The following is a 20,975-nucleotide window of genomic DNA, read 5'->3' on the forward strand; positions in this document are numbered from 1 at the left end:
CCTTATTGATTCATGACTTCGTTAATATCGGCGGCCTGAATCAGGTCTCCGGTATCGTTACCCCAGGCATTACGCTCATAGGTGATAACCGCGGCTAATTCGCGCATGGAAAGCTGACTTCCAAAGGCTTGCATAGCCGTGCCGGTAACGCCGTTAACGACGGTGTCGATGTGTTTATCTTTGGCTTCAGGATCCACTGCGATACCGGAACCCGCAAGTGCAGGGAAGGTGCCGTCAACGCCTTGACCGTTAGCCTGGTGACAAGCAGAGCAGGTACTGTTGTAAATTTTTTCACCGAGATCCATGAGTTCGTCTTCTGACATTTCCATGGCAAGCAATTCTTGTTCACGTTCCCGTGCCTTGCGTTGCTCTTCCTCTTTCTCAGTAATCCACTTTTCGTATTCAGCTGGTTCTTTAGCTATAACAACGACGGGCATAAAACCATGATCTTTACCGCAAAGCTCTGCGCACTGACCCCGATAAATACCCGGTTCATCGACCCTGGTCCAGGTTTCGTTAATAAAGCCCGGGTTAGCGTCTTTTTTTACGGCAAAGTCAGGAACCCACCAGCTGTGAATAACATCGTCCGATGTAACCAAAAAACGTACCTTCCTGTCAGTCGGAATAACCAGGGGACGGTCCACCTCCAGCAAGTAGTTCTCGCCTTTTTCAAACTGATTATTAATTTGCTCCTGCTGAGTGGCTAAACGACTAAAGTATTCAACATCGTTTTCAAAGTATTTGTAATGCCATTTCCACTGCGACCCAGTTATCTGAACCGTCACGTCTGCATCTGCCGTGTCTTCCATGGCAATGAGTGTGGTTGTTGCCGGCACAGCCATGCCTGCGAGAATAAGTAGAGGCACTATAGTCCAGGCAATTTCTACTTTGACGTTTTCGTGGAAATTTGCAGGTTTAGGGTTTTTCGACTTCCGATGGCGGATTATCGAAATGAACATGAGACCAAATACAATCGCACCAATGACACAGCAGATGTAAAAGATAATCATATGGAGATCGTAAACTTGGTTACTCACTTCAGTGACACCTTGGGTCATATTGAGACGCGACTGAGCAACAGCCGGTAGACTCGTTAGCGCCAATAGTGCCCACAAAGGCTTCATTTTCACGTGGCTTCTCCTCTTATTCTTCAATGAGACAGCAAAGCAAGTTTTGCTAGCCTGAATTAGAAGAACAAAGAGGTAAGCAGAAAAAGGTACAGCTTCTCCCCAGAAATCGCTTTCTCTACTGACTCTTTGTTGTAGTTATCGTTATTATATTATTTTTATAATCGGGTACTGCATTTATTAACGAATTTACAACCAAAGATCCAGATCAAATCACGCGAACGAACAAAAAATAAGCGGATCTGTTAAAAAAAGGCTGCGAAAGCAGCCTTGGGGAAGAAAACACACTAACAAAGGTGGGGTTAGTGCAGGTGGGATGTCAGTGTGTTTTTATCAAACAGGAAATATTGTGTTTCACTTAATTTACTGGCCATTTTTGCACGCTGCCAGGTACGGCTGGAAACCGAATCGAGATAACCGATAACCATACTACTGGTACCTGCTAGTAAAGCCTGTTCCAGCGCCCATTCACAACGTTCGACAGAATGACTGCGTAACCAGCGGATTTGAGATTCAGCTACGCCACAGGCAATAAGTTGCTGAATGACGTTTTTATCGCCACCAATAACTGTTATCCACTGGCTCGGTTTTTGTTGCAAAGCCCGCTGTACAACCGGAGACAGGCTATCGACGTCAAATGAATCCTGACTGCGTTTCGCGTCTACAGGGAAAGGCGACACCGGCGCTTCGGCAGTCCACAAACCCGGGTGATGTAGTTTTTGCTGATATTGAGTTTTCATAAGGTCGCTCCGTTTCTGATCACACCCACCGCAAGCCCTTCAATGGCAAAAACTTGCTCGGCAAGGTTGACAGTAATGGTAGAGAAATCTTCATTTTCAGGATGAAGCAAAATAGTTTTTCCGCGCTGTTCAAAACGCTTTACAGTGACTTCGTCTTCAACTCGTGCAACGACTATTTGTCCGTTACGTGCTTGTTCGGTTTTATGTACAGCCAGTAAGTCACCGTCTAAAATGCCAATGTCTCTCATGCTCATACCGTTTACTTTAAGTAAGAAACTGGCGGCTGGATGAAACAGTGATTCGTCAATTTTGTAATGGCCTTCAACGTGTTGTTCAGCCAATAAAGGTTCACCTGCTGCAACCTGGCCGATTAACGGCAGGCCATCGGCGATATCGTAGTCATCGCCGACAAGGCGAATACCGCGCGACATGCCGGGGAGTATTTCGATAACGCCTTTACGGGCCAGCGCTTTCAGGTGCTCCTCCGCAGAGTTGGCAGAGCGGAAACCCAGCTTATGGGCAATTTCGGCACGGGTCGGCGGCATACCGGTTGCGTGCAGATTATCCTTAATAAGCTCAAGAATTTCAGATTGTCTTGGTGTTAACGGGCGCATAATGTACCTGTTTATTTGTACAGTGATACTGTGAGTATATACAGGTAAATTGATTTCGCAAGTAATTTCTTGAACGACATTTTTACACGAAGTTGGTATCCTGTATTTCTGTTTAAAACAGAGGTCTCTATATGAAAGGAATAAGCCGCTTTTTCCCAATTTTTAAATACCCGTTACGCTGGTTAACGCGCTTTCAGGAAATTTGGGATGGCACTGAAGAAGAGCATTCAGCAACTGTTGGCAAGCCAATTGTTTATGTAATGCGTTCAACCTCTAAAGCGGATCTATCAATTTTACAGCGGGCGGCGCACAAGCGTGGCTTGCCAGACCCTGTCGACCCTCTTGTGGTTAATGGTAAAACCTATAACCGAATCATGTATCTGGAAGAATTGGCGAATGAGGTCTCGGATCAAACGGTGTCCGAATTTCACCAGTTATTAACCCTGCACAAAGACCAGCCGGAGCTGGATGTTCAACTGATACCTGCGGGCGTATTCTGGGGCCGCCAGGCCGGAGAAGAAGCGCATGCCGGTAATACTATGACCGGTGACTTAGATAATCCGGGCCATTGGCGTAAATTCTGGCTGGTAATTTTTTCTGGTCGACAAGTGTTACTGCGTTTCTCTCGTTCGGTGAGCCTGGGCACTATGGCGCGTGACCACGGCACCGATATGCGTATTGCGCACAAATTGGCGCGGGTAGCGCGAGTTCACTTCGTCCGTATGCGCCATGCTGTTGCCGGCCCTAAACTAAGTCAGCGCAAAGAGCTGATGTCAGCACTCATTAATACCCCGGCGCTAAAAAAAGCGGTATCGGATGAAGCCAGAGGTAAGAAGATTAGTGAAGAAGCCGCCCGCAAGCGCGCTTTATCTTATATCGATGAAATAGCCGCCAACTATAATTCAACACTTATCCGGGTGTTAGATCGTTTTATGACCTGGATGTGGAACCGGATTTACAACGGCATTCATGTAAAAGGCGGGGATACGATTCGACGACTGGCGCAACAAGGACACGAAGTTATCTATGTGCCTTGTCATCGCAGCCATATGGACTACTTGCTGCTCAGCTATGTTATTTATAAAGAAGGCCTTGTGCCGCCGCATATCGCGGCTGGCGTGAACCTTAACTTTTTCCCTGTTGGTGGCATTTTCCGCCGTGGCGGCGCGTTCTTTATTCGCCGCAGCTTCCGGGGTAACAAACTGTATTCAGCGGTTTTTCGCGAATATTTGTGCTGGTTGTTCCAGAAGGGTTACCCGGTGGAATACTTCAGTGAAGGCGGCCGCTCCAGAACCGGCCGCTTATTACCGCCTAAAACCGGCATGCTGGCAATGACCGTGCAGGGCATGTTGCGGGACCAGCAACGCCCAGTATCGCTGGTGCCAGTGTACCTTGGTTACGAGCATATTATGGAAGTGGCTACTTACCTGAAAGAGCTTAAAGGTAAGGACAAAGAAAAAGAGTCGGTTTTTCAAATTCTGAAAACCGTGGCCAAGCTGCGCAATTTTGGCCAGGGCTTTGTGACTTTCGGTCAGCCTATTAATTTAAAACACCATTTGGACAAAGTGGCGCCTAACTGGCATGAGTCGGTCACGCGAGGGGCACAGGAACCGGAACGCCCGGGCTGGTTGAACCCGGTGGTAGGTGGTTTAGCCGAGCAAGTTATGCAGGGCATTAACGATTCAGCGGCGGCAAACAGCGTTAACCTTACCGCATTGGCGCTACTGAGTTCAGAGCACCACGCGCTGATGAAAGAAGAGTTGTTGGCTCAACTGGAGGTTTATCTGGGCGTGCTGCGCGAAGTGCCATACAGCAATATGATGAGCGTGCCGGAGGAGACACCGGAAGAGCTTTGGCAACAGGCACTGCGCACCGACAAATTTACGGTTGATAGCGACACCATGGGTGAAGTCGTGTCGCTGGAGCGCATGACAGCCATAGCAATGACGTATTACCGGAATAACATTCTTCATTTGATGGTCGTTCCCGGTATTGTTGCGTCAATTATCATGGCTAAGAAGAAAGTCAGCGTGGCCGAAATTGGGGCGCGGACGCAGGCAATTTATCCGTCGTTAAAAGCCGAGCTCTATTTGAGTCATAATGTTGAAGACTTACCGCTCTGGACGGAAGCTCTTGCTGAAGAGTTGGCGCGACAAAAGCTAATTACTCTGGAAGACGGTGTTTGCACCATAGCGCAACGGGAAAGTGCGCAGTGGTATCGGCTGAGGTTATTGGCCAACAGTGCCAGCGAAACCTTGCAGCGTTATTGTATTGTACTTGAGTTGCTGCAACAGGCGCAGCCTATTATGCGGGCAGATCTCGAAAAGCAATCTATTACCCTGGCCGAACGCTTAAGTTCAATTCACGGTATTGACGCCCCGGAATTTTACGATAAGAAAGTTATGTCGACGCTGATTGCCAGTTTAAAACAGCAAGGTCTGGTAGAAATTAATGACGACGGCCAGCAAATTGCTGCCGAGCCGGTGGGCGAGCTCAGCGATCAGGTCGATGAGCTCATTGACGGCCCTGTGCTACAAACCATTCGTCAGTCGGTTGAGCAGTTTGTTCAGCAGCTAAAAGAGCAGGCAGAACATGAACAAAAAGAAGCACCCAAAGAAGAGCAAAAGCCGACTGAGAGTAATCAGAACCAGTAATGCACGGCTAAGCCAATAGCGAATACCATGCCAATATAATGGTTATGCAGAAAAGCCTGGAAGCACTTTCCGGGCTCTCTGTGCCGTATTAACCAGTGCTGGTAAGCAAACAACAGAAAAATAGCCGCTAATGCCAGCCACACCCAAAGTTCAACGGTAATTAAGTGCAATATCCAGCCCAATAAGGCCAGAGTCGCGAGTTGCAACAGGCCAATAGCCAGACGGTCGAAGCGGCCAAACAAAATTGCCGTGCTCTGCAGGCCTATCTTTAAGTCGTCTTCGCGGTCCGCCATGGCGTATTCGGTATCGTAGGCGACCGTCCAGAGAATATTGGCAAGAAATAGTAAGCCAGCAATAAACCATTGGTCAGACTCTAGTGCGGTAAAGGCCATGGGAATGCCGAAACTAAAGGCGATGCCCAGCACTATTTGTGGCAAATGCGTCCAGCGTTTACAAAACGGGTAAAGTGCCGCTACGCCGGCAGCGAAAAAGCTGAGCATGACCGTTTCAGTGTTCAGCTGCATAACCAACCCGAAGGCAATGGCTAACAGCGCGATGAAGCCTATCATTGCTTCAGTTGCCGATATTCTTCCCGCCGGGATAGGACGCTGACGGGTGCGGCGTACGTGACCGTCATAATTGCGGTCGGCAAAGTCGTTAATAACACAACCGGCAGAGCGCATGACAAAAGTACCGAGCAAAAATATGACAACTATACGCAGGGGCGGCTCGCCGGCTCCGGCTATCATGAGTGCCCATATAGTTGGCCAGGCAAGTAGATAGGTACCAATGGGTCTGTCCGCACGCATTAACTGCCAAAAAGCGACTAACTTTTGCATACTAACTCCTGTTATTCGGCGAAGAGTACAGTGGCGAGGGCTGCAGAAATACTTCACTGACTAACAGTTGCTCACCGCCCGTTGAAAATATTCGGCGTCTGCTGAGCAGCCTCTGGTTTATCCCAAACCACTGCTGATTAAGCCGAGCAACCGGGTGTTCCAGAGCAACTTTTGCCACTTCTATGTCTCCGCAGTATAAATCGCTACGGGCAAATAAAGACTCGCCCAATGACTGATTCCCCAGTTGTTGTAAATTCAGTGTATTGGCGTTTTCGGCGCTGGGAGAAAATAGACTGCGCGCAAAAACCCAAGGCTTTTCATTACAGTATAGTAGAACTTCACGGATAACGGCTTGGTCTTTACCTTTTAACCTTTGCTTTTCTTCCGTGTTAGGGGCAAGTAACTGCTGACCGAGTAACTTAACGGAGAACTGCTGACCTATCTGCTTCAGGCGTTCTGTAAGTGAACCCTCGTATAGCAGCCAGTCGGCTTGTGTTGGGGTTAATTCAAGTTGTTCAGGCGGTGTCCATTGTAGCGCTTTGCTAACTGGAAAAGCCGGGGTGGCATAAAACTCTGTTGTCATATGTGTTGGCGTTATTAAGTTCTGTCGCTATGATAGCAGAGAGAACTTAATTGAACAGCAATCGGGCCGGGTAGGGCTATGAAACTTCTGATAACAGTATTCGCCAGTATTTTTCTTTGGTTCAGCAGTGTAACGGTAGCGTCGGCAGACGACGTTTCGTACTACGGTTTTGAGCCTGATATCACCACCAATTACCTGAAAGAAGGCAATGATTACCGCTTGGGCTTTATTCGGGTTGCTATTGAAGTGATGGTGCCGGATCCCAGTTACGTTAGTGTGGTAGAGCACCATGCGCCTTTGTTGCGTAATGCCTTTGTGACAATTTTAAGTACCGCGACCGAACGTCAGGTGCGAACCATGACGGGACGCGATCAACTTCGTTTAAAATGTATAGAAAGAGCAAAAGAACTGATGCAGCAGGAAACCGGCAATCCGGTTATCCGCGATGTTCTTTTCACCAAGTACATTTATCAGTGAAGCTGCCGCATTTTAGGGTTTAACCAACGCACTACCAAGCCTGCGAAACAGCCAGAAAGCAGCCCGGCCAGATGGGCTTCGTTAGCAACATTAACCCACAGCATGTCGGTGTAGCCAATTACTAACCACAGCAGCATAAAGATAATGAGCCCCGGTGGCAGATAAAGCGGCGTGGGGCGGTTGAAGCTGTATATCCAGCAGAAGCCAAGCAAGCCATAGACCACACCGGACAGCCCACCAAAGTTAGGGCCATTGAAAAGGTACTGAATAACGTTTGCAGTAATACCGCAGAATAACAGCAGAGCCAGTAACCAGGATATTCCCAGAGAACGTTCAATACGACCGCCCAGATACCACCACCAGAAAATATTAAATACCAGGTGAAGCAGCGTAAAGTGCATCAGCACCGGTGTAATAAAGCGCCAGGGTTGATCATAGGGAAGCGCCGAAAAATATTGGCTGATTCTCAGTGTTTCCAGCACCGCTTCGGGGTACATTTGCACCATCCCGAACACCAGCAACGCCATAGCCGCGACAATTCGGGTCAGCCAACCGCTTTGCTGTAGCAAACTAAAAGACAGTGATGATGAACCTCGTTCCGAAGTTCGCTGTTCCTTTACGGGCTCAGCGGCAAGTTCGGGGTTATCTTTAAACTGTTGAATCAGTGTTTTAGCGGCAGCCTCATAACTGCTCTGATGTAACCATAATTCCAATTGCTCACCGCGTTCAGTAACGCTGACTGGCATGCCTTGCTGACGTAAATACTGATACAGTTTGTGCATCCAGTCTGAGTCGCGGCTGCTGAGCAATCGTCGCATGGTTTAGTTCCTCTCAGTGTGTTCAGGAAAAGACATGGACCAGGCCGTGTAACCGCCATCCATGCTGTGTACATCAGTGAAGCCGTTACCTGCTATGTAATCAGCAGCACCCTGACTGCTAATGCCATGGTAGCAAACCACAATCACTTTTTGGTTTTTATCAACCGAACTCAGGAACTGCGGCAGGTTGCTGTTATCCAGGTGTTGAGAGCCCGAAATGTGGCCCGCAGCAAAGGACTGCGGATCACGGATATCAACAAAAATCGCATCGCCATTTTGCCAATGCTCGACGGCGATGGGTAATTCCATTAGCTGATAATTGCTCATTTACGCATTAATCCCAGTTCAGTATGACTTTGCCGGACTGGCCTGAAATCATGGTTTCAAAGCCTTTCTCAAAGTCATCAATAGGCATTTCGTGCGTTAAAATAGGCGAAATATCCAGCCCGGACTGCAGCAAGCTGGCCATTTTGTACCAGGTTTCAAACATCTCGCGGCCATAAATGCCTTTAATAACCAGACCTTTAAAAATAACCTGGTTCCAGTCTATAGCGATATTTTCAGGCGGAATGCCCAGCATGGCAATTTTGCCGCCATGGTTCATGGTTTCCAGCATTTGTGAGAAAGCTGATGGCACACCTGACATTTCCAGACCCACATCAAAACCTTCTTTCATGCCTAGTTCAGTCATTACGTCGGACAGCTTCTCTTTGCTAACGTCCACTGCGCGGGTAACGCCCATTTTACGAGCTAAGTCCAGGCGGTATTCGTTGACGTCGGTAATAACCACGTGGCGTGCGCCAACGTGACGGGCAACGGCTGCTGCCATAATACCAATAGGACCCGCACCGGTAATCAGCACGTCTTCACCCACCAGGTCAAAAGCCAGGGCGGTGTGAACCGCATTACCAAATGGGTCAAATACAGCTGCCATTTCATCAGTAACGTCATCTGGAAGTTTAAAAGCGTTTTCAGCTGGCAGTGCCAGGTATTCTGCAAAAGCACCCGGACGATTCACACCCACACCATAGGTATTGCGGCATAAGTGACGACGGCCGGCGCGACAGTTACGACAGTGACCACAGGTAATGTGACCTTCTCCGGAAACGCGGTCGCCAATTTCAAAGCCACGAACACCGTCGCCCATAGCGGCAACTTCACCCACGTACTCGTGGCCGACCACCATAGGCACCGGAATGGTTTTCTGCGACCAGTCGTCCCATTTATAAATGTGAACATCGGTACCGCAAATGGCGGTTTTCTTAATTTTAATCAGCAAATCGTTGTAACCGCATTCCGGCTTTTCCACGTCGGTCATCCAAATGCCGGGTTTTGCGTGCAGTTTTGATAAAGCTTTCATTCTTTACTCCTTAAATCACACCCAGCTCTTTACCAATACGGGTAAAGGCTTCAATGGTGCGATCCAGTTGTTCACGTGTGTGTGCCGCAGACATCTGCGTGCGGATACGAGCTTTGCCTTTAGGAACGACAGGGAAGGAAAAGCCGATCACATAAATATCTTCTTCCAACAGGCGATCTGACATTTCTGACGCGAGTTTGGCGTCGCCGACCATAACAGGAATAATGGCGTGGTCTGCGCCGCTCAAAGTAAAGCCTGCGTTCGTCATTTGCTCACGGAAGTAGCTGGCGTTTTCCCACAGTTGGCTGCGCAACTTGCCGCCTTCTGCCAGCATATCCAGTACACGAATAGATGCCTGCACAATGGCAGGTGCTACTGAGTTAGAGAACAGGTAAGGGCGTGAACGCTGGCGTAACCAGTCAATAACTTCTTTCTTACCTGAAGTGTAACCACCAGAAGCACCACCCAGCGCTTTACCTAAGGTACCGGTGATAATATCAACACGGCCAATAACGTCGCAGTATTCATGTGTGCCTTTACCATTTTCGCCTAAGAAACCGGTGGCATGGCAGTCATCCATCATGACCAGTGCGTCGTATTTGTCGGCCAGGTCGCAAATACCTTTTAAGTTGGCAATAACGCCGTCCATTGAGAACACACCGTCGGTAGCAATTAATTTATGGCGCGCACCGTCTGCGTCAGCTTGCTTAAGTTGAGCCTCTAAGTCTTCCAGATTGTTGTTTTTGTAGCGGAAGCGTTTCGCTTTACTCAAGCGAATACCGTCAATAATGCTGGCGTGGTTGAGCTCGTCACTAATAATAGCGTCTTCGGGGCCCATTAGGGTTTCGAACAAACCGCCGTTGGCGTCAAAACATGACGAATACAAAATGGTGTCTTCTGTTCCTAAAAACTCGCTCAGTTTTTGTTCCAGCGTTTTGTGAATATCCTGAGTACCACAAATAAAACGCACTGAAGCCGTACCAAAACCGTGTTCGTCCAGACCTTGCTTGGCGGCTTTTATTAAGTCCGGGTGGTTTGCCAGACCCAGATAGTTGTTAGCGCAGAAGTTAAGTACCTTGCGGTTATTCACAGTAATTTCAGAGCTTTGGTCCGAACTGATAATACGTTCTTTCTTGTACAAGCCTTCGGCTTTGGTTTCGGCCAGTTGGTCGGCCAGTTGCTGATAAAAGGCTGAGCTCATTTTTTACTCCACTATTTGAAAACGTAAGTTACCCTCTAGTTTACTGATGTTAGTCGCAACTCGCATCCTTAATTTGAATATCGGGCTTTTGTTTAGTGTGCACTTGCGTGTACTCTTTAGGGCAAATGAAAAGCGTGCAAATAAAGTGCTTGCACAAATAACGGTTTAGGAGACTCTATGCACCGCCGAGCAATTTATCCGGGAACCTTTGATCCTATTACAAATGGCCATGCCGACTTAATTGAACGAGCCGCCAACTTGTTCAGTGAAATTGTTGTGGGTATTGCAGAAAGCCCCAGTAAAAAGCCGCTGTTTAGTCTGGAAGAGCGGGTTTTGCTGGCGCAGCAAGTGACTGAAAACCTCGATAATGTCACTGTCGTTGGCTTTTCCGGGCTGTTAGTGAACTTTGCCAAAGAGTACGAAGCAACAGTGCTTATTCGCGGGTTACGCGCGGTGTCTGACTTTGAATACGAATTTCAGCTAGCCAATATGAACCGACGTTTGGCGCCGAATCTGGAAAGCGTGTTTTTGACGCCGGCAGAGGAAAACTCGTTTATTTCATCTTCTTTAGTAAAAGAGGTGGCGCTGCATGGCGGCGACGTATCCGGTTTTACTGACGCCCGGGTGGCGTCAGCACTGGAACAGAAGTTTTCCGGTAAGCGTCCGGGTAAAAGTTAACCCCGCTTAACCAAAGGCTACGTGATAAAACACGATGCTCATCAGTACCGGACATAAATAACGGATATGCCAGCGTAACAAGGTTAAGCCGACACTACCCGCAGCAATAGCTTTTAGGTGATTGCTGCGGTGCCATAACCAGCCTACCACCAGCAAGTAGAATAACCCTGACAGCGGCAGCTGGAACTGTGTGACCGCAGTAACAACCCAGCCAAACAGCGGCTCAAAGAACAGAATCAACAGCAATGAAAACATCGCGATAACGCTCAGTGACAGGGCGGTTGCCACTGGTCGTTTCAGTTTGCGTTCTTCTATGCAGTAAGACACCGGTACTTCGGCCTGAGCAATGGTCGAGGTTAGAGCGGCAATACTCAGCAACATAAAAAATGCAAAAGCCACAAAAGGTCCGGCAATGCCCATGCTATTAAATAGCTCTGGCAGTACCGCAAAAATGAGCTGGCCTTCGCCAATGAGTTTAGAGCCTTCGCCGACATTAACGCCCAGGTGAATGCCTGCATACAGAGCAGGAATAATTAACAACCCTGCCAGAAAAGCGATAAAAGTATCCAGTGCAGCCACTGACAAGCTTAAACGACCTAAGTTAGCACCGGGCTTTAGATAGGAGCCGTATATCATCATGCCGCCCAAACCAATGGAAAGCGAGAAGAACGCCTGGCCCATAGCCGCCACTAAAATGCTGGTGTCAGTCATGAGGCTGAAGTCGGGGACAAGGTATTTTTTCAGGCCTTCGTCGGCGCCGGGTAAGGTCAGCATGTAGGCAATAAGCGCTACCAGTAAAACGACTAAGGTAGGCATCAGACGCTTTGACCAGCGCTCTATACCCTTTTCCACGCCCTGAAACACTACGTAAGCGGTGGCGAGTAAAAATACAGCGGTGAAAATTAAGTCGCGGGTTAGTGAGCTGTTCAGCAAAAATTCGGCAGCAACTTCAATACCAAAGCCACGAGCCAGAAAGCCTAAAGCGTGAACTAGCATCCAGCCGGCCACCACATGATAAAAGCTGAGCATTAAGCAGGAGCCCAGCACATTAAGGTAACCCATTAAGCGGCCAATAGGGCGGGCGCGTCCTTCGGACAGCTGCGTTAAGGAGCGAACCGGGTTCGCCTGCGCACTATGGCCTATCAGCATTTCGCTGTATAAAGCGGGTATGGCAAGTATAAAGATTACGCAAAGATACACCAGCAGGAAGGCGCCGCCGCCGTGGTTCGCAACCTGAGTAGGGAAGCCCCAAATATTTCCCAGGCCAACGGCAGAGCCCGCGGCTGCTAATATAAAGCCAATTCGGCTGTGAAAGGAGTCACGCATAAATGATCAGAAACCCACTGCTGCATACAAAAGTCAGGCGGGCATTCTAACGAACTGGCAAAATTTTGCTCTATCTTTTTTTACACAATCAGGTTAATATTCGCGCCCTGAAAATTAGCCAGTAACCAAACTGTAAAACAGGATTTTTTACGCTGTGTTGCTGCTGTTAACGTTAACGAACGACCGTAATCTCAGGAGCCTTACGTCATGCCTAATCTGGATCTGAGCCGCTACGGCATCACAGATGTCGAAGAAATTGTCCATAATCCGTCCTACGACCTGCTATTCGAAGAGGAAACTCGCGACGACCTGCAAGGTTATGAAAAAGGAACGGTAACGGACCTGGGTGCGGTTGCTGTCGATACCGGAATTTTCACCGGACGTTCCCCTAAAGACAAATACATTGTCCGCGATGACACAACTCGCGATACCGTCTGGTGGGCTGACCAAGGCAAAAACGACAACAAACCACTATCGACCGAAACCTGGAATGAACTGAAAGGTTTGGTCACTGAGCAGTTGTCGCACAAACGTTTGTTTGTGGTTGATACCTATTGCGGTGCTAATGAAGACACTCGTCTTGCTGTTCGCTTCATTACCGAAGTGGCATGGCAGGCACATTTTGTAAAAAACATGTTCATTCGCCCAAGCGAAGAAGAGCTGGAAAACTTTGAGCCAGACTTCGTTGTCATGAACGGTGCTAAGTGCATTAATCCTAAGTGGCAGGAACAGGAACTGAATTCAGAAAACTTTGTGGCGTTTAACTTAACTGAAAAAATTCAGTTAATTGGCGGCACCTGGTACGGCGGCGAAATGAAAAAAGGTATGTTCTCAATGATGAACTACTTCCTGCCGCTAAAAGGCATTGCTTCTATGCATTGCTCTGCCAACGTTGGTCAAGAAGGCGACGTAGCTGTTTTCTTCGGCTTGTCAGGCACGGGTAAAACCACCCTGTCGACTGACCCGAAACGCGCACTCATTGGTGACGACGAACACGGTTGGGATGACGACGGCGTATTCAACTTTGAAGGCGGTTGTTATGCGAAAACCATTAACCTGTCGAAAGAAGCGGAACCGGACATATACAACGCGATTCGCCGTGACGCACTATTAGAAAACGTTGCTGTTGATGACAACGGTGTTGTCGACTTTGATGACAACTCGAAAACCGAGAACACTCGCGTGTCTTACCCTATTTACCACATTGACAACATTGTTAAGCCGGTGTCTAAAGCGGGTCACGCGAAGAAAGTTATTTTCCTGACGGCTGACGCGTTTGGCGTATTACCGCCGGTGTCTAAGCTGACTAAAGAACAGGCGCAGTATCATTTCTTGTCCGGCTTTACTGCTAAATTAGCCGGTACTGAGCGCGGTGTCACCGAGCCTACGCCAACCTTCTCAAGCTGTTTTGGCGCGGCGTTCTTAAGCCTGCACCCAACGCAGTACGCGGAAGTTTTAGTTAAGCGTATGGAAGCGGCTGGCGCAGAAGCTTACCTGGTTAACACCGGATGGAACGGCACTGGCAAGCGCATTTCTATTAAAGCGACGCGCGCTATTATTGATGCCATTTTAGATGGTTCAATTGAAGACGCTGAATTTGTGCAGTTGCCTCACTTTAACCTCGCTATGCCAACTGAGCTGGCCGGTGTTGAGGACAGTAGCATTCTGGACCCACGTAAAACATACGAAGATGACGGTGAGTGGGACGTTCGTGCGAAAGACTTAGCCGAACGTTTTGTCGCAAACTTTGAGAAATTTACTGATACTGATAACGGTAAAGCGCTGGTTGCCGCAGGCCCTCAGTTGTAAATTCATAGTTTGAAACAAATTAAAGGGCTCGTAACACTTGTTACGGGCCCTTTGTCTTTCTAAGATAGGCGCTTCTTAAGCAAATAACAGAAAAATAACATGCGCCTTTCAGTTAATAATGTCACTAAGCGTTACCGCACCGTAACGGCGGTAGACGCTATCTCCCTCGATATTCAGCCCGGCAAGATTCAGGCGTTACTCGGTCCTAACGGTGCCGGGAAGTCGTCCCTGGTTCGTATGCTGGTTGGCCTCACTCAGCCCGATGAGGGTGAGATCCTCGTTGAGAACAGTGGTGAGAGTATTGAGCTGACCTATCACGACTTTGCTTACCTGCCTGAAGACCGTGGTTTGTATCAGGACCGAACCATACTGGATAACTTGAATTACATTGCCAGTTTGCGCGGGTTGAAGCTAAGCGATATACGCAGCGATATTGATAGCTGGCTGGAGCGGTTTGAACTGACTGATCGTAAAGACGAGCCTTTGCGTCAGATGTCTAAGGGAAACCAGCAAAAAGTACAACTTATTGCCACGCTGCTGCACGACCCTCAACTGGTGATTCTGGATGAGCCCTTTTCGGGTTTAGACCCGGTAAACCAGGAGCATGTACTGACGGTATTAAACGAGTTGCGCGAACGCGGCAAAACGGTGGTGTTAAGTGCACACCAAATGGAGCTGGTTGAGCGTTTAGCCGACACCATGTTGTTAATGAATAAAGGACGCGCGGTAGCTCAGGGCAGCTTGCAGGAAATACGCGATACCTTGCTGCCTAAGCCGGTTTACCGGGTAACAACCAATGCTCAGCTTGCGTTAGATAGCTGGCAGGGCGTGGAGCAAATAGAGTCCATGCGTAAAGTGAATGATGAGCAAGTGGAGATAACTTTTGATGCGGATGCCGGTATAGATCAGTTGTGGCCACAACTGGCGCAGCAGGTTCCGATTAAAGCCTTTGCGCCTATTCAGCCCGGATTACACGATTTGTATCTGAATACGATTCGTCGGCAAGCGAGTGATGAGAAAAGCAGCGAGGAGGCGCAGTCATGAAACAGACGAGTCCGGGTTACTTTAAGCAGTTAAAAGCTATTTCGTGGTGGGAGTTTAAGCGCTTTTTTAAATGGAAGCAGGAACTTTTGTCTATTGTCATTTTGGTCGCCATTTTTGTCGTGAGCACTGGCTGGGGCGCAATAGCTCAACTTTTGTCGGATGAATATCACGGAGCTATTTTCTATGAAGAAGGCAAACCCCAGTCTTGGGAGTTTGAGGCCCCAAAAGACTTAAACCTTCGCAGTGCTGGCACCATGGAAGTAAAAAAGTGGAAAGCACAATTACCAGAAGAGCTAGATACATTAATTGTCATAACACCTGAATTAACCGCAAAAGTCTGGGTTAAGAAGTCTCAGACCTGGCAACAGGAATTGCGTAGCGAATTACAGGATCAACTGCAGGATCTGCGTATTCAGCAGTTACCACTGGCTCCGGAAGAAAAAGCGGTTATTGATGAAAAGCCGGATATAGCGTTTTCTATTGAAGAGAGCGAAGAAGCTTCTATTGATGATGCTACTGACAGCTCAGCCAGCATGTTATTGGTGGTTATAATGGTTGGCGTTTTTACCGGCTTCGGTTTGATGATGATGTCGATAACGGCAGAGAAACAACAGCGTGTAACTGAGCAGTTGCTGACTATCGTGACACCGACTCAGTGGATGGATGGCAAAATTATCGGCATTACCTTGCACAGCCTGAAATCGATGCTCTTTATTGGTTTAATGATTTTGGGCGTAAGCCTGGTGGTTGCGGCACTGTCCGATAAGAGCGGTTCAGGTCTGGACTGGGGTATTGGCACGGGTCTGTTGAGTCTTATCTTTGTTTTATTGGGCACGGTCTTAATTAACGCCTTACTAGCGGGCTTTTCCGCAACCATCGATGACCCTAACCACTCCTCCCGCAGTACGGTGATGCTGGTACCTATGTTGCCAATATTTCTCAGCTTTAGTGTGGTAAGTGCGCCTGACTCGACCTTAGCTACGGTGATGAGCATTCTGCCTATTAGCTCCTTTGCGATGATGCCCGCACGCTTACTGCAGACTGACGTTGCGGTATGGGAATGGTTGCTGAGCCTGGTGTTACTAGCGGCCTTTGTCTACTGGATGCGCAATGTAGCGGGGCGATTGTTCGCTATGGGTATTCAGTACTACGGAAAAGAACCGGGCTGGAAGGAAATTTGGCGAGCCGTGTCTGGTAAATAAGGAAGTTTAGGATAAAAAAAGCCGGGAGCTTCAAAATGAAGTATCCCGGCTTTTTATTCGGAGTCTGCTTTACTTAAGCTGTTCAGCGTGCGGCAGCTCAAACGATGGCTTCTCTTCTGCTTTTTCTACCAGGAAGGTATCCATCCAGCGCATAAAGCGCATGCTGTAGTCCAGCTGTGCCGCCACTTTGCGGTTACCATGGCCTTCGCCGGGGTATAACACCAAACGAACCGGTACCTTGCCGTGAGTTTTCAGATAACGGTACAATTCCATGGACTGTGATGGATGAACGCGGGTGTCCTCTTTACCATGCATAATAAGAATTGGCGTACGCGCCTTTTCTGCGTGATAAATTGGGCTGCGCTCTAAGTACCATTCCCACTTGTCCCACGGATAGCTACGGGCATGTACGGCATGCATTTCCTTGGCAATGTCGGTGGTACCAAACTTAGATAAGTTGTCGCTGATACCTACAAACATAACGCTGGCAGCGAAATGCTCGGTCTGTGCTGTTGCGCCCCAGGCCGACGCGTAACCACCGTAAGACCCGCCGGTAATACCCACGCTCGACTCATCGGCTAAACCGATTTCGACCAAGTGTTTCTTGGCATCGACAATGTCGTCAAACTCTTTACCGGCGTAGTCGTTCTGACCCAGCTTAGAGAACTCAACACCACGACCGGTACTGCCACGGTAATTCGGGAAGAGCAGGGCATAACCTTTGGCTGCAGCATGTTTAACCGGCGACGCATAGCGATCTAACCAGCCGTTGCTGTAATGCGACTCAGGACCACCGTGAATCACCATCATGGTCGGGTAGGTCTTGCCTTCTTCGTAGTTGGTTGGGTAAACCACAATACCTTCCAGCTTAAGCCCGTCGCGTGCTTTATAAGTCATGGTTTCCTGACGAGGCATATCGATCTCGGCCAGCCAGGGGTTAGAGTCGGTTAAACGCTCCAGACGACCATTGCTGTATTTGAATGCTTCGCTCGGGTGGCTAGGACGGTGACCGGTTAAAACAAATTCAGATTTGCCGGCTTCGCCGTCCAGGCTGGTGAAAATGGCTTCACCCAACTCTAACAGGCTGCGGCTTTCTAAAAACTTAAGCGTTAATGCCTGAACTTCGGTTTCGGTGCCACGATGACCCAGCCAGATAATTTCTTCATCGGTACGCCAGCTAAAGTCTTTGACTGCGCCTTTGTAGTCAGGCAACACGTTGCGGTGCTCTTGCTCGCGAGTGTCGTAAACAAATAAAGAACCAGCAGAAGGATCGTTGTAGTCAGCAGCGCGGATCATGGCCAAATAACGACCGTCCGGTGAAAATTCTGCACGACCAAGCTTGCTTTCACTTTCAAACGAAGTGACTACTTCGCCGTCCAGACTAATAAGCTGATATTGGCTGCTCATGTAATTGTCATCGATAAGCGAAGTTGGTGCGGTACGAACCAGTAGCTGTTCGTTATTCGGGTGGAAGCTAACCGAAAGCGCGTGCTGGTCGTCGGCGGTAACCGCTTTGGCTTCTGCGTCTTCCTCCCCCAATGAAACATGGTAAACCTGAGTATAGGTTAAGTCTTCTTCGTAGACTTCGGCTTTAAAGCCTTTCTTTTCAAGTTTTTCTTCATCGCTGTCTTTCGCGCCTGAAGACAAAAAGACCAGTTGCTCGCTGTCATCACTCAACGCGTAGCTGCCAATATTGCCGTCAAATTCAAACACCGACTGAATACCGCCGCCGTGCACAGGCATGCGGTAAAGCTCCTGATACTCATCGCCTTCTTCTTTGGCAGTAAAGTACAGGTATTCGCTTTGCGGACCAAAGCTGACCCGGCCGAACTTTTTGTCTTTACTCAGGTAAGACGTTTCTTCGCCTTCAGCGTTAATAAGCACTAACTCACTGTAGCTGGAGCCGTCGTCATCTTCGTACGGAGTACGGGGTGTTGAGCGGATAACCGCAGTGAACTGACCATCCGGCGACAGTTGAGCCGAACGAATGGCTTTGGTGGTTACGGTTTCCATTAGCGTCATCTCGCGGGCATCAATATCTGCCGCCCAGACCGCTAATGCCATACCGCCTACAGCACGTAAAAGCATAATGTTCTCCAGTTTCTTGTTCTGATTAAGATTGTTTTTTTATGACTCTCGTTTTAGTAATCGGCGAGTCGCTTCGGCGCCCCGGGCAACTAAGCGAACTTGCAGAATCGTTTTTTCGGTAATAATTTCGCGTTCTTCTTCGTCTACGTCAAAGCAGTCGGCTCCGGCGCTGAATACAATTTTGGCAATAGTGTCCGACTGTAACTCGGCCAATTCGCGGCTAAACGACTGCTCGTTAACTAAATAGTCCTCCAGTTCCGCCTTGAAGTGATCTATTTCGCGCACTACCGCCAAACGGAAACTGCGTGAACGACCGGAACGCTCCTGCAGCAATAATCTGAAGGTGGCGGTATTGTTTGCCACAAATTGCATAAAAGTTTCTATAGATACCCGAATAATAGAGCCGCCGGATTCAATGCGCTGACGCGCCTGGCGTAATAGTTGGCGTAAAGCCAGACCGCATTCGTCCACCAAAGTAAGCCCTAACTCATCCATGTCGCGAAAATGTCGATAAAAAGAAGTAGGAGCAATACCGGCTTCACGGGCAACCTCACGCAGGCTCAAACTGGAGAAACCGTTTTCGGCGCTTAATTGGTTCATTGCCGCGTTAATTAACGCCTGTCGGGTTTTCTCTTTCTGCTTTGCGCGAATTCCGGCCATAGTCGTATAGTCATCTTTGCGTGTATATTAAGAATGATAACACAGCTTTTTACACTTTTACCGCTTGTAATTTGAACACGAAACACGTACATTCAGCGTACAGGTGTACGCTATTAGACGCCTGCCTTTATTTGAATGTTTTAGGTTATATGCATGCAAAAGATTTCTGAAAAGCCCCCCATTATCTGGTTAAACACCCTGGTGTTCTCTATTACCTTTATTGTCGCCATTGTTGGTGTACCTTTATACGCATACAGCGTTGGCATTGGTGCCGCGTTTTGGTGGGTTATGTTGGGCACGGCGTGTTTCGCCGGCTTATCTATTACTGCGGGCTATCATCGCCTGTGGGCGCATCGTACATACGATGCAAACCCGGTAATTCGTTTTATTTTTGCCATTGGCGGTGCGGTTGCGCTGCAGAACAGTGCGCTTCACTGGTCTTCTGACCACCGTGAGCACCACAAGCACGTTGATGACAACGACAAAGACCCGTATTCAGCTAAGCGAGGCTTCTGGTACTCGCATATTGGCTGGATGATCCGTGAATATCAGGCGAGCCGTTATACTGACTACGATAACGTTAAAGACCTGCAGAAAGACCCAATTGTTATGTGGCAGCACAAGTATTACTTGCCGCTAACTCTGTTTGTGAACTTTGGCTGGCCAATTGCCGCCGGTTTCATGCTGGGCGACGTGTGGGCAGGATTGTTGGTTATTGGCGTGTTGCGCCTGGTGCTAAACCACCACACCACTTTCTTTATTAACTCGCTGGCGCATATTTGGGGTAAACAGCCTTATACCGACAAAAACACTGCGCGCGACAATGGCGTGCTGGCGTTTCTGACGTTTGGCGAGGGTTACCATAATTACCACCACATTTTTGCCGCGGATTATCGTAACGGTATTCGCTGGTGGCAGTTCGACCCAACTAAATGGCTGATCGTAGCCAGTAAATGGCTGGGTCTGGCGAAAAACTTAAAGCGCAGCTCGCCGTATCAGGTCGAGCGGGCGAAACTGCAAATGCAGTTAAAACGAGCTCAGCTGAAAGCTCAGGCAGCGCCGGAATCTTTGTTTGAAAGGGCTCAGGAACATTATGACCAGATGGGCCAGCAGTTGAAGGCATATTATCAGGCTCGTAAAAAGCTTCTGGATACTAAAGCTAAAGCCTTGAAAGAACATGTGCATCACGATATTGATGCGTTGAAGCGTCAGGTTGATGAAATGAAGGCTTCGCTGGAAATGCAAAAACGCTCCTGGAAAGCGCTATTAAATCAAATTCAGCAGCACGCGTAATTATTGGTTGAAATTGCGACGAATGGCATTTGTCAGTACTTGAAAATGTTTAAAATATAAACGATACTGACAAATACATTCGTAGTAACACGCCCTAGTGTGTGGGAGGAAACGATGGAAATTGGTGCAGCAATGAACTCAGGCCTGCAGGGTATGCAACGTGCAAACCAGCAGGTATCACAAGCGAGTCAGGAAATTGCGTCTGCTTCAACATCGGGTCGTAATGATGTTCAGCAGCAAAGTAATGCCGTTGCAAATGGTGCCCAGGCCGCAACAGAGACTGCGTCTGAAACCAGTCAAAGCGTTACGGCTGCCAATACCACTGATTCTCTGGTTTCACTAAACCAGGGGCAGACCAACTTTGAGTCAAACACCCGTACGGTAGAAACTGCCGACGAGATGTTGGGCACAATGATTGATACCAGCGCTTAATGTTCTAACATGAATATCTCACCAGCGTTA

General features: G+C 48.5%; 20 protein-coding genes. 8 read left to right on the forward strand and 12 right to left on the reverse strand.

Annotation, left to right across the window (positions count from 1 at the left end; translation table 11 throughout):
- Positions 1–2 precede the first annotated feature (2 nt).
- The 3 genes from coxB to lexA form a co-directional block, all read right to left on the reverse strand.
- Complete coding sequence (coxB, locus tag IL_RS01315; RefSeq protein ID WP_011233522.1) at positions 3–1,124, reverse strand: cytochrome c oxidase subunit II; 1,122 nt, start codon at positions 1,122–1,124, stop codon at positions 3–5.
- A gap of 305 nt (positions 1,125–1,429) precedes the next feature.
- Positions 1,430–1,867: a hypothetical protein gene (locus IL_RS01320; RefSeq protein ID WP_011233523.1), complete on the reverse strand. Its 438-nt coding sequence runs from the start codon at positions 1,865–1,867 to the stop codon at positions 1,430–1,432.
- Positions 1,864–2,481, reverse strand: a complete 618-nt coding sequence (lexA, locus tag IL_RS01325; RefSeq protein WP_011233524.1) for a transcriptional repressor LexA — start codon at positions 2,479–2,481, stop codon at positions 1,864–1,866. Before lexA ends, IL_RS01320 begins: the two co-directional genes overlap by 4 nt.
- Positions 2,482–2,612: 131 nt before the next feature.
- Here lexA and plsB point away from each other — a divergent pair, with 131 nt between their 5' ends.
- Entirely contained in the window at positions 2,613–5,135 is a 2,523-nt protein-coding gene (plsB, locus tag IL_RS01330; RefSeq protein ID WP_011233525.1) for a glycerol-3-phosphate 1-O-acyltransferase PlsB, read from the forward strand.
- Here plsB and ubiA read toward each other — a convergent pair.
- Together ubiA and IL_RS01340 are read right to left on the reverse strand one after the other, a co-directional pair.
- Positions 5,123–5,974, reverse strand: a complete 852-nt coding sequence (gene ubiA / locus IL_RS01335; RefSeq protein ID WP_011233526.1) for a 4-hydroxybenzoate octaprenyltransferase — start codon at positions 5,972–5,974, stop codon at positions 5,123–5,125. The genes plsB and ubiA overlap by 13 nt on opposite strands.
- A 1-nt stretch (position 5,975) precedes the next feature.
- A complete protein-coding gene (locus IL_RS01340; protein WP_011233527.1) occupies positions 5,976–6,557 on the reverse strand; it encodes a chorismate--pyruvate lyase family protein in 582 nt (193 codons plus the stop codon).
- A 78-nt stretch (positions 6,558–6,635) separates the two neighbouring features.
- Between IL_RS01340 and IL_RS01345 the strand changes: the two genes are divergently transcribed.
- On the forward strand, positions 6,636–7,034 hold the full coding sequence (locus IL_RS01345; RefSeq protein ID WP_011233528.1) for a flagellar basal body-associated protein FliL: 399 nt from the start codon (positions 6,636–6,638) through the stop codon (positions 7,032–7,034).
- On the opposite strand, the gene IL_RS01350 is transcribed toward IL_RS01345, so the two are convergent.
- From IL_RS01350 to IL_RS01365, 4 genes are read right to left on the reverse strand one after another with little or no spacing between them, the layout of a single operon-like run.
- Positions 7,028–7,852, reverse strand: a complete 825-nt coding sequence (locus IL_RS01350) for a rhomboid family intramembrane serine protease (protein ID WP_011233529.1) — start codon at positions 7,850–7,852, stop codon at positions 7,028–7,030. The two genes, IL_RS01345 and IL_RS01350, sit on opposite strands and share 7 nt — an antisense overlap.
- Positions 7,853–7,855: 3 nt before the next feature.
- A complete protein-coding gene (gene glpE, locus IL_RS01355; RefSeq protein ID WP_016341261.1) occupies positions 7,856–8,179 on the reverse strand; it encodes a thiosulfate sulfurtransferase GlpE in 324 nt (107 codons plus the stop codon).
- A 7-nt stretch (positions 8,180–8,186) separates the two neighbouring features.
- Entirely contained in the window at positions 8,187–9,212 is a 1,026-nt protein-coding gene (tdh, locus tag IL_RS01360) for an L-threonine 3-dehydrogenase (RefSeq protein ID WP_011233531.1), read from the reverse strand.
- Positions 9,213–9,222: 10 nt separating this feature from the next.
- A complete protein-coding gene (locus tag IL_RS01365) occupies positions 9,223–10,413 on the reverse strand; it encodes a glycine C-acetyltransferase (protein WP_011233532.1) in 1,191 nt (396 codons plus the stop codon).
- Positions 10,414–10,590: 177 nt separating this feature from the next.
- On the opposite strand from IL_RS01365, the gene coaD reads away from it, so the two are divergent.
- Complete coding sequence (gene coaD, locus IL_RS01370) at positions 10,591–11,091, forward strand: pantetheine-phosphate adenylyltransferase (protein WP_011233533.1); 501 nt, start codon at positions 10,591–10,593, stop codon at positions 11,089–11,091.
- A 6-nt stretch (positions 11,092–11,097) separates the two neighbouring features.
- Here the strand turns inward: coaD and IL_RS01375 are convergent, their stop codons facing one another.
- Positions 11,098–12,417, reverse strand: coding sequence for a sodium-dependent transporter (locus IL_RS01375; RefSeq protein WP_011233534.1), 1,320 nt, complete (start codon positions 12,415–12,417; stop codon positions 11,098–11,100).
- Between the two features lie 207 nt (positions 12,418–12,624).
- Between IL_RS01375 and pckA the strand changes: the two genes are divergently transcribed.
- The 3 genes from pckA (at position 12,625) to IL_RS01390 (ending at position 16,472) form a co-directional block, all read left to right on the forward strand.
- A complete protein-coding gene (gene pckA, locus IL_RS01380; protein WP_011233535.1) occupies positions 12,625–14,226 on the forward strand; it encodes a phosphoenolpyruvate carboxykinase (ATP) in 1,602 nt (533 codons plus the stop codon).
- Between the two features lie 99 nt (positions 14,227–14,325).
- Positions 14,326–15,270 (forward strand): ABC transporter ATP-binding protein, encoded by a 945-nt coding sequence (locus tag IL_RS01385; RefSeq protein WP_011233536.1) that lies wholly within the window; start codon positions 14,326–14,328, stop codon positions 15,268–15,270.
- On the forward strand, positions 15,267–16,472 hold the full coding sequence (locus IL_RS01390) for an ABC transporter permease (RefSeq protein WP_011233537.1): 1,206 nt from the start codon (positions 15,267–15,269) through the stop codon (positions 16,470–16,472). Before IL_RS01385 ends, IL_RS01390 begins: the two co-directional genes overlap by 4 nt.
- 69 nt (positions 16,473–16,541) lie before the next feature.
- On the opposite strand, the gene IL_RS01395 is transcribed toward IL_RS01390, so the two are convergent.
- Complete coding sequence (locus tag IL_RS01395; protein WP_011233538.1) at positions 16,542–18,560, reverse strand: S9 family peptidase; 2,019 nt, start codon at positions 18,558–18,560, stop codon at positions 16,542–16,544.
- Positions 18,561–18,599: 39 nt separating this feature from the next.
- Entirely contained in the window at positions 18,600–19,220 is a 621-nt protein-coding gene (gene fabR / locus IL_RS01400; RefSeq protein WP_011233539.1) for an HTH-type transcriptional repressor FabR, read from the reverse strand.
- A 153-nt stretch (positions 19,221–19,373) separates the two neighbouring features.
- Here fabR and IL_RS01405 point away from each other — a divergent pair, with 153 nt between their 5' ends.
- Positions 19,374–20,513, forward strand: a complete 1,140-nt coding sequence (locus tag IL_RS01405) for a fatty acid desaturase (protein WP_011233540.1) — start codon at positions 19,374–19,376, stop codon at positions 20,511–20,513.
- A 114-nt stretch (positions 20,514–20,627) separates the two neighbouring features.
- Positions 20,628–20,945 (forward strand): flagellar basal body rod C-terminal domain-containing protein, encoded by a 318-nt coding sequence (locus tag IL_RS01410; protein WP_011233541.1) that lies wholly within the window; start codon positions 20,628–20,630, stop codon positions 20,943–20,945.
- Positions 20,946–20,975 lie beyond the last annotated feature (30 nt).

The sequence above is a fragment of the Idiomarina loihiensis L2TR genome (assembly GCF_000008465.1).
Lineage (GTDB): Bacteria > Pseudomonadota > Gammaproteobacteria > Enterobacterales > Alteromonadaceae > Idiomarina > Idiomarina loihiensis.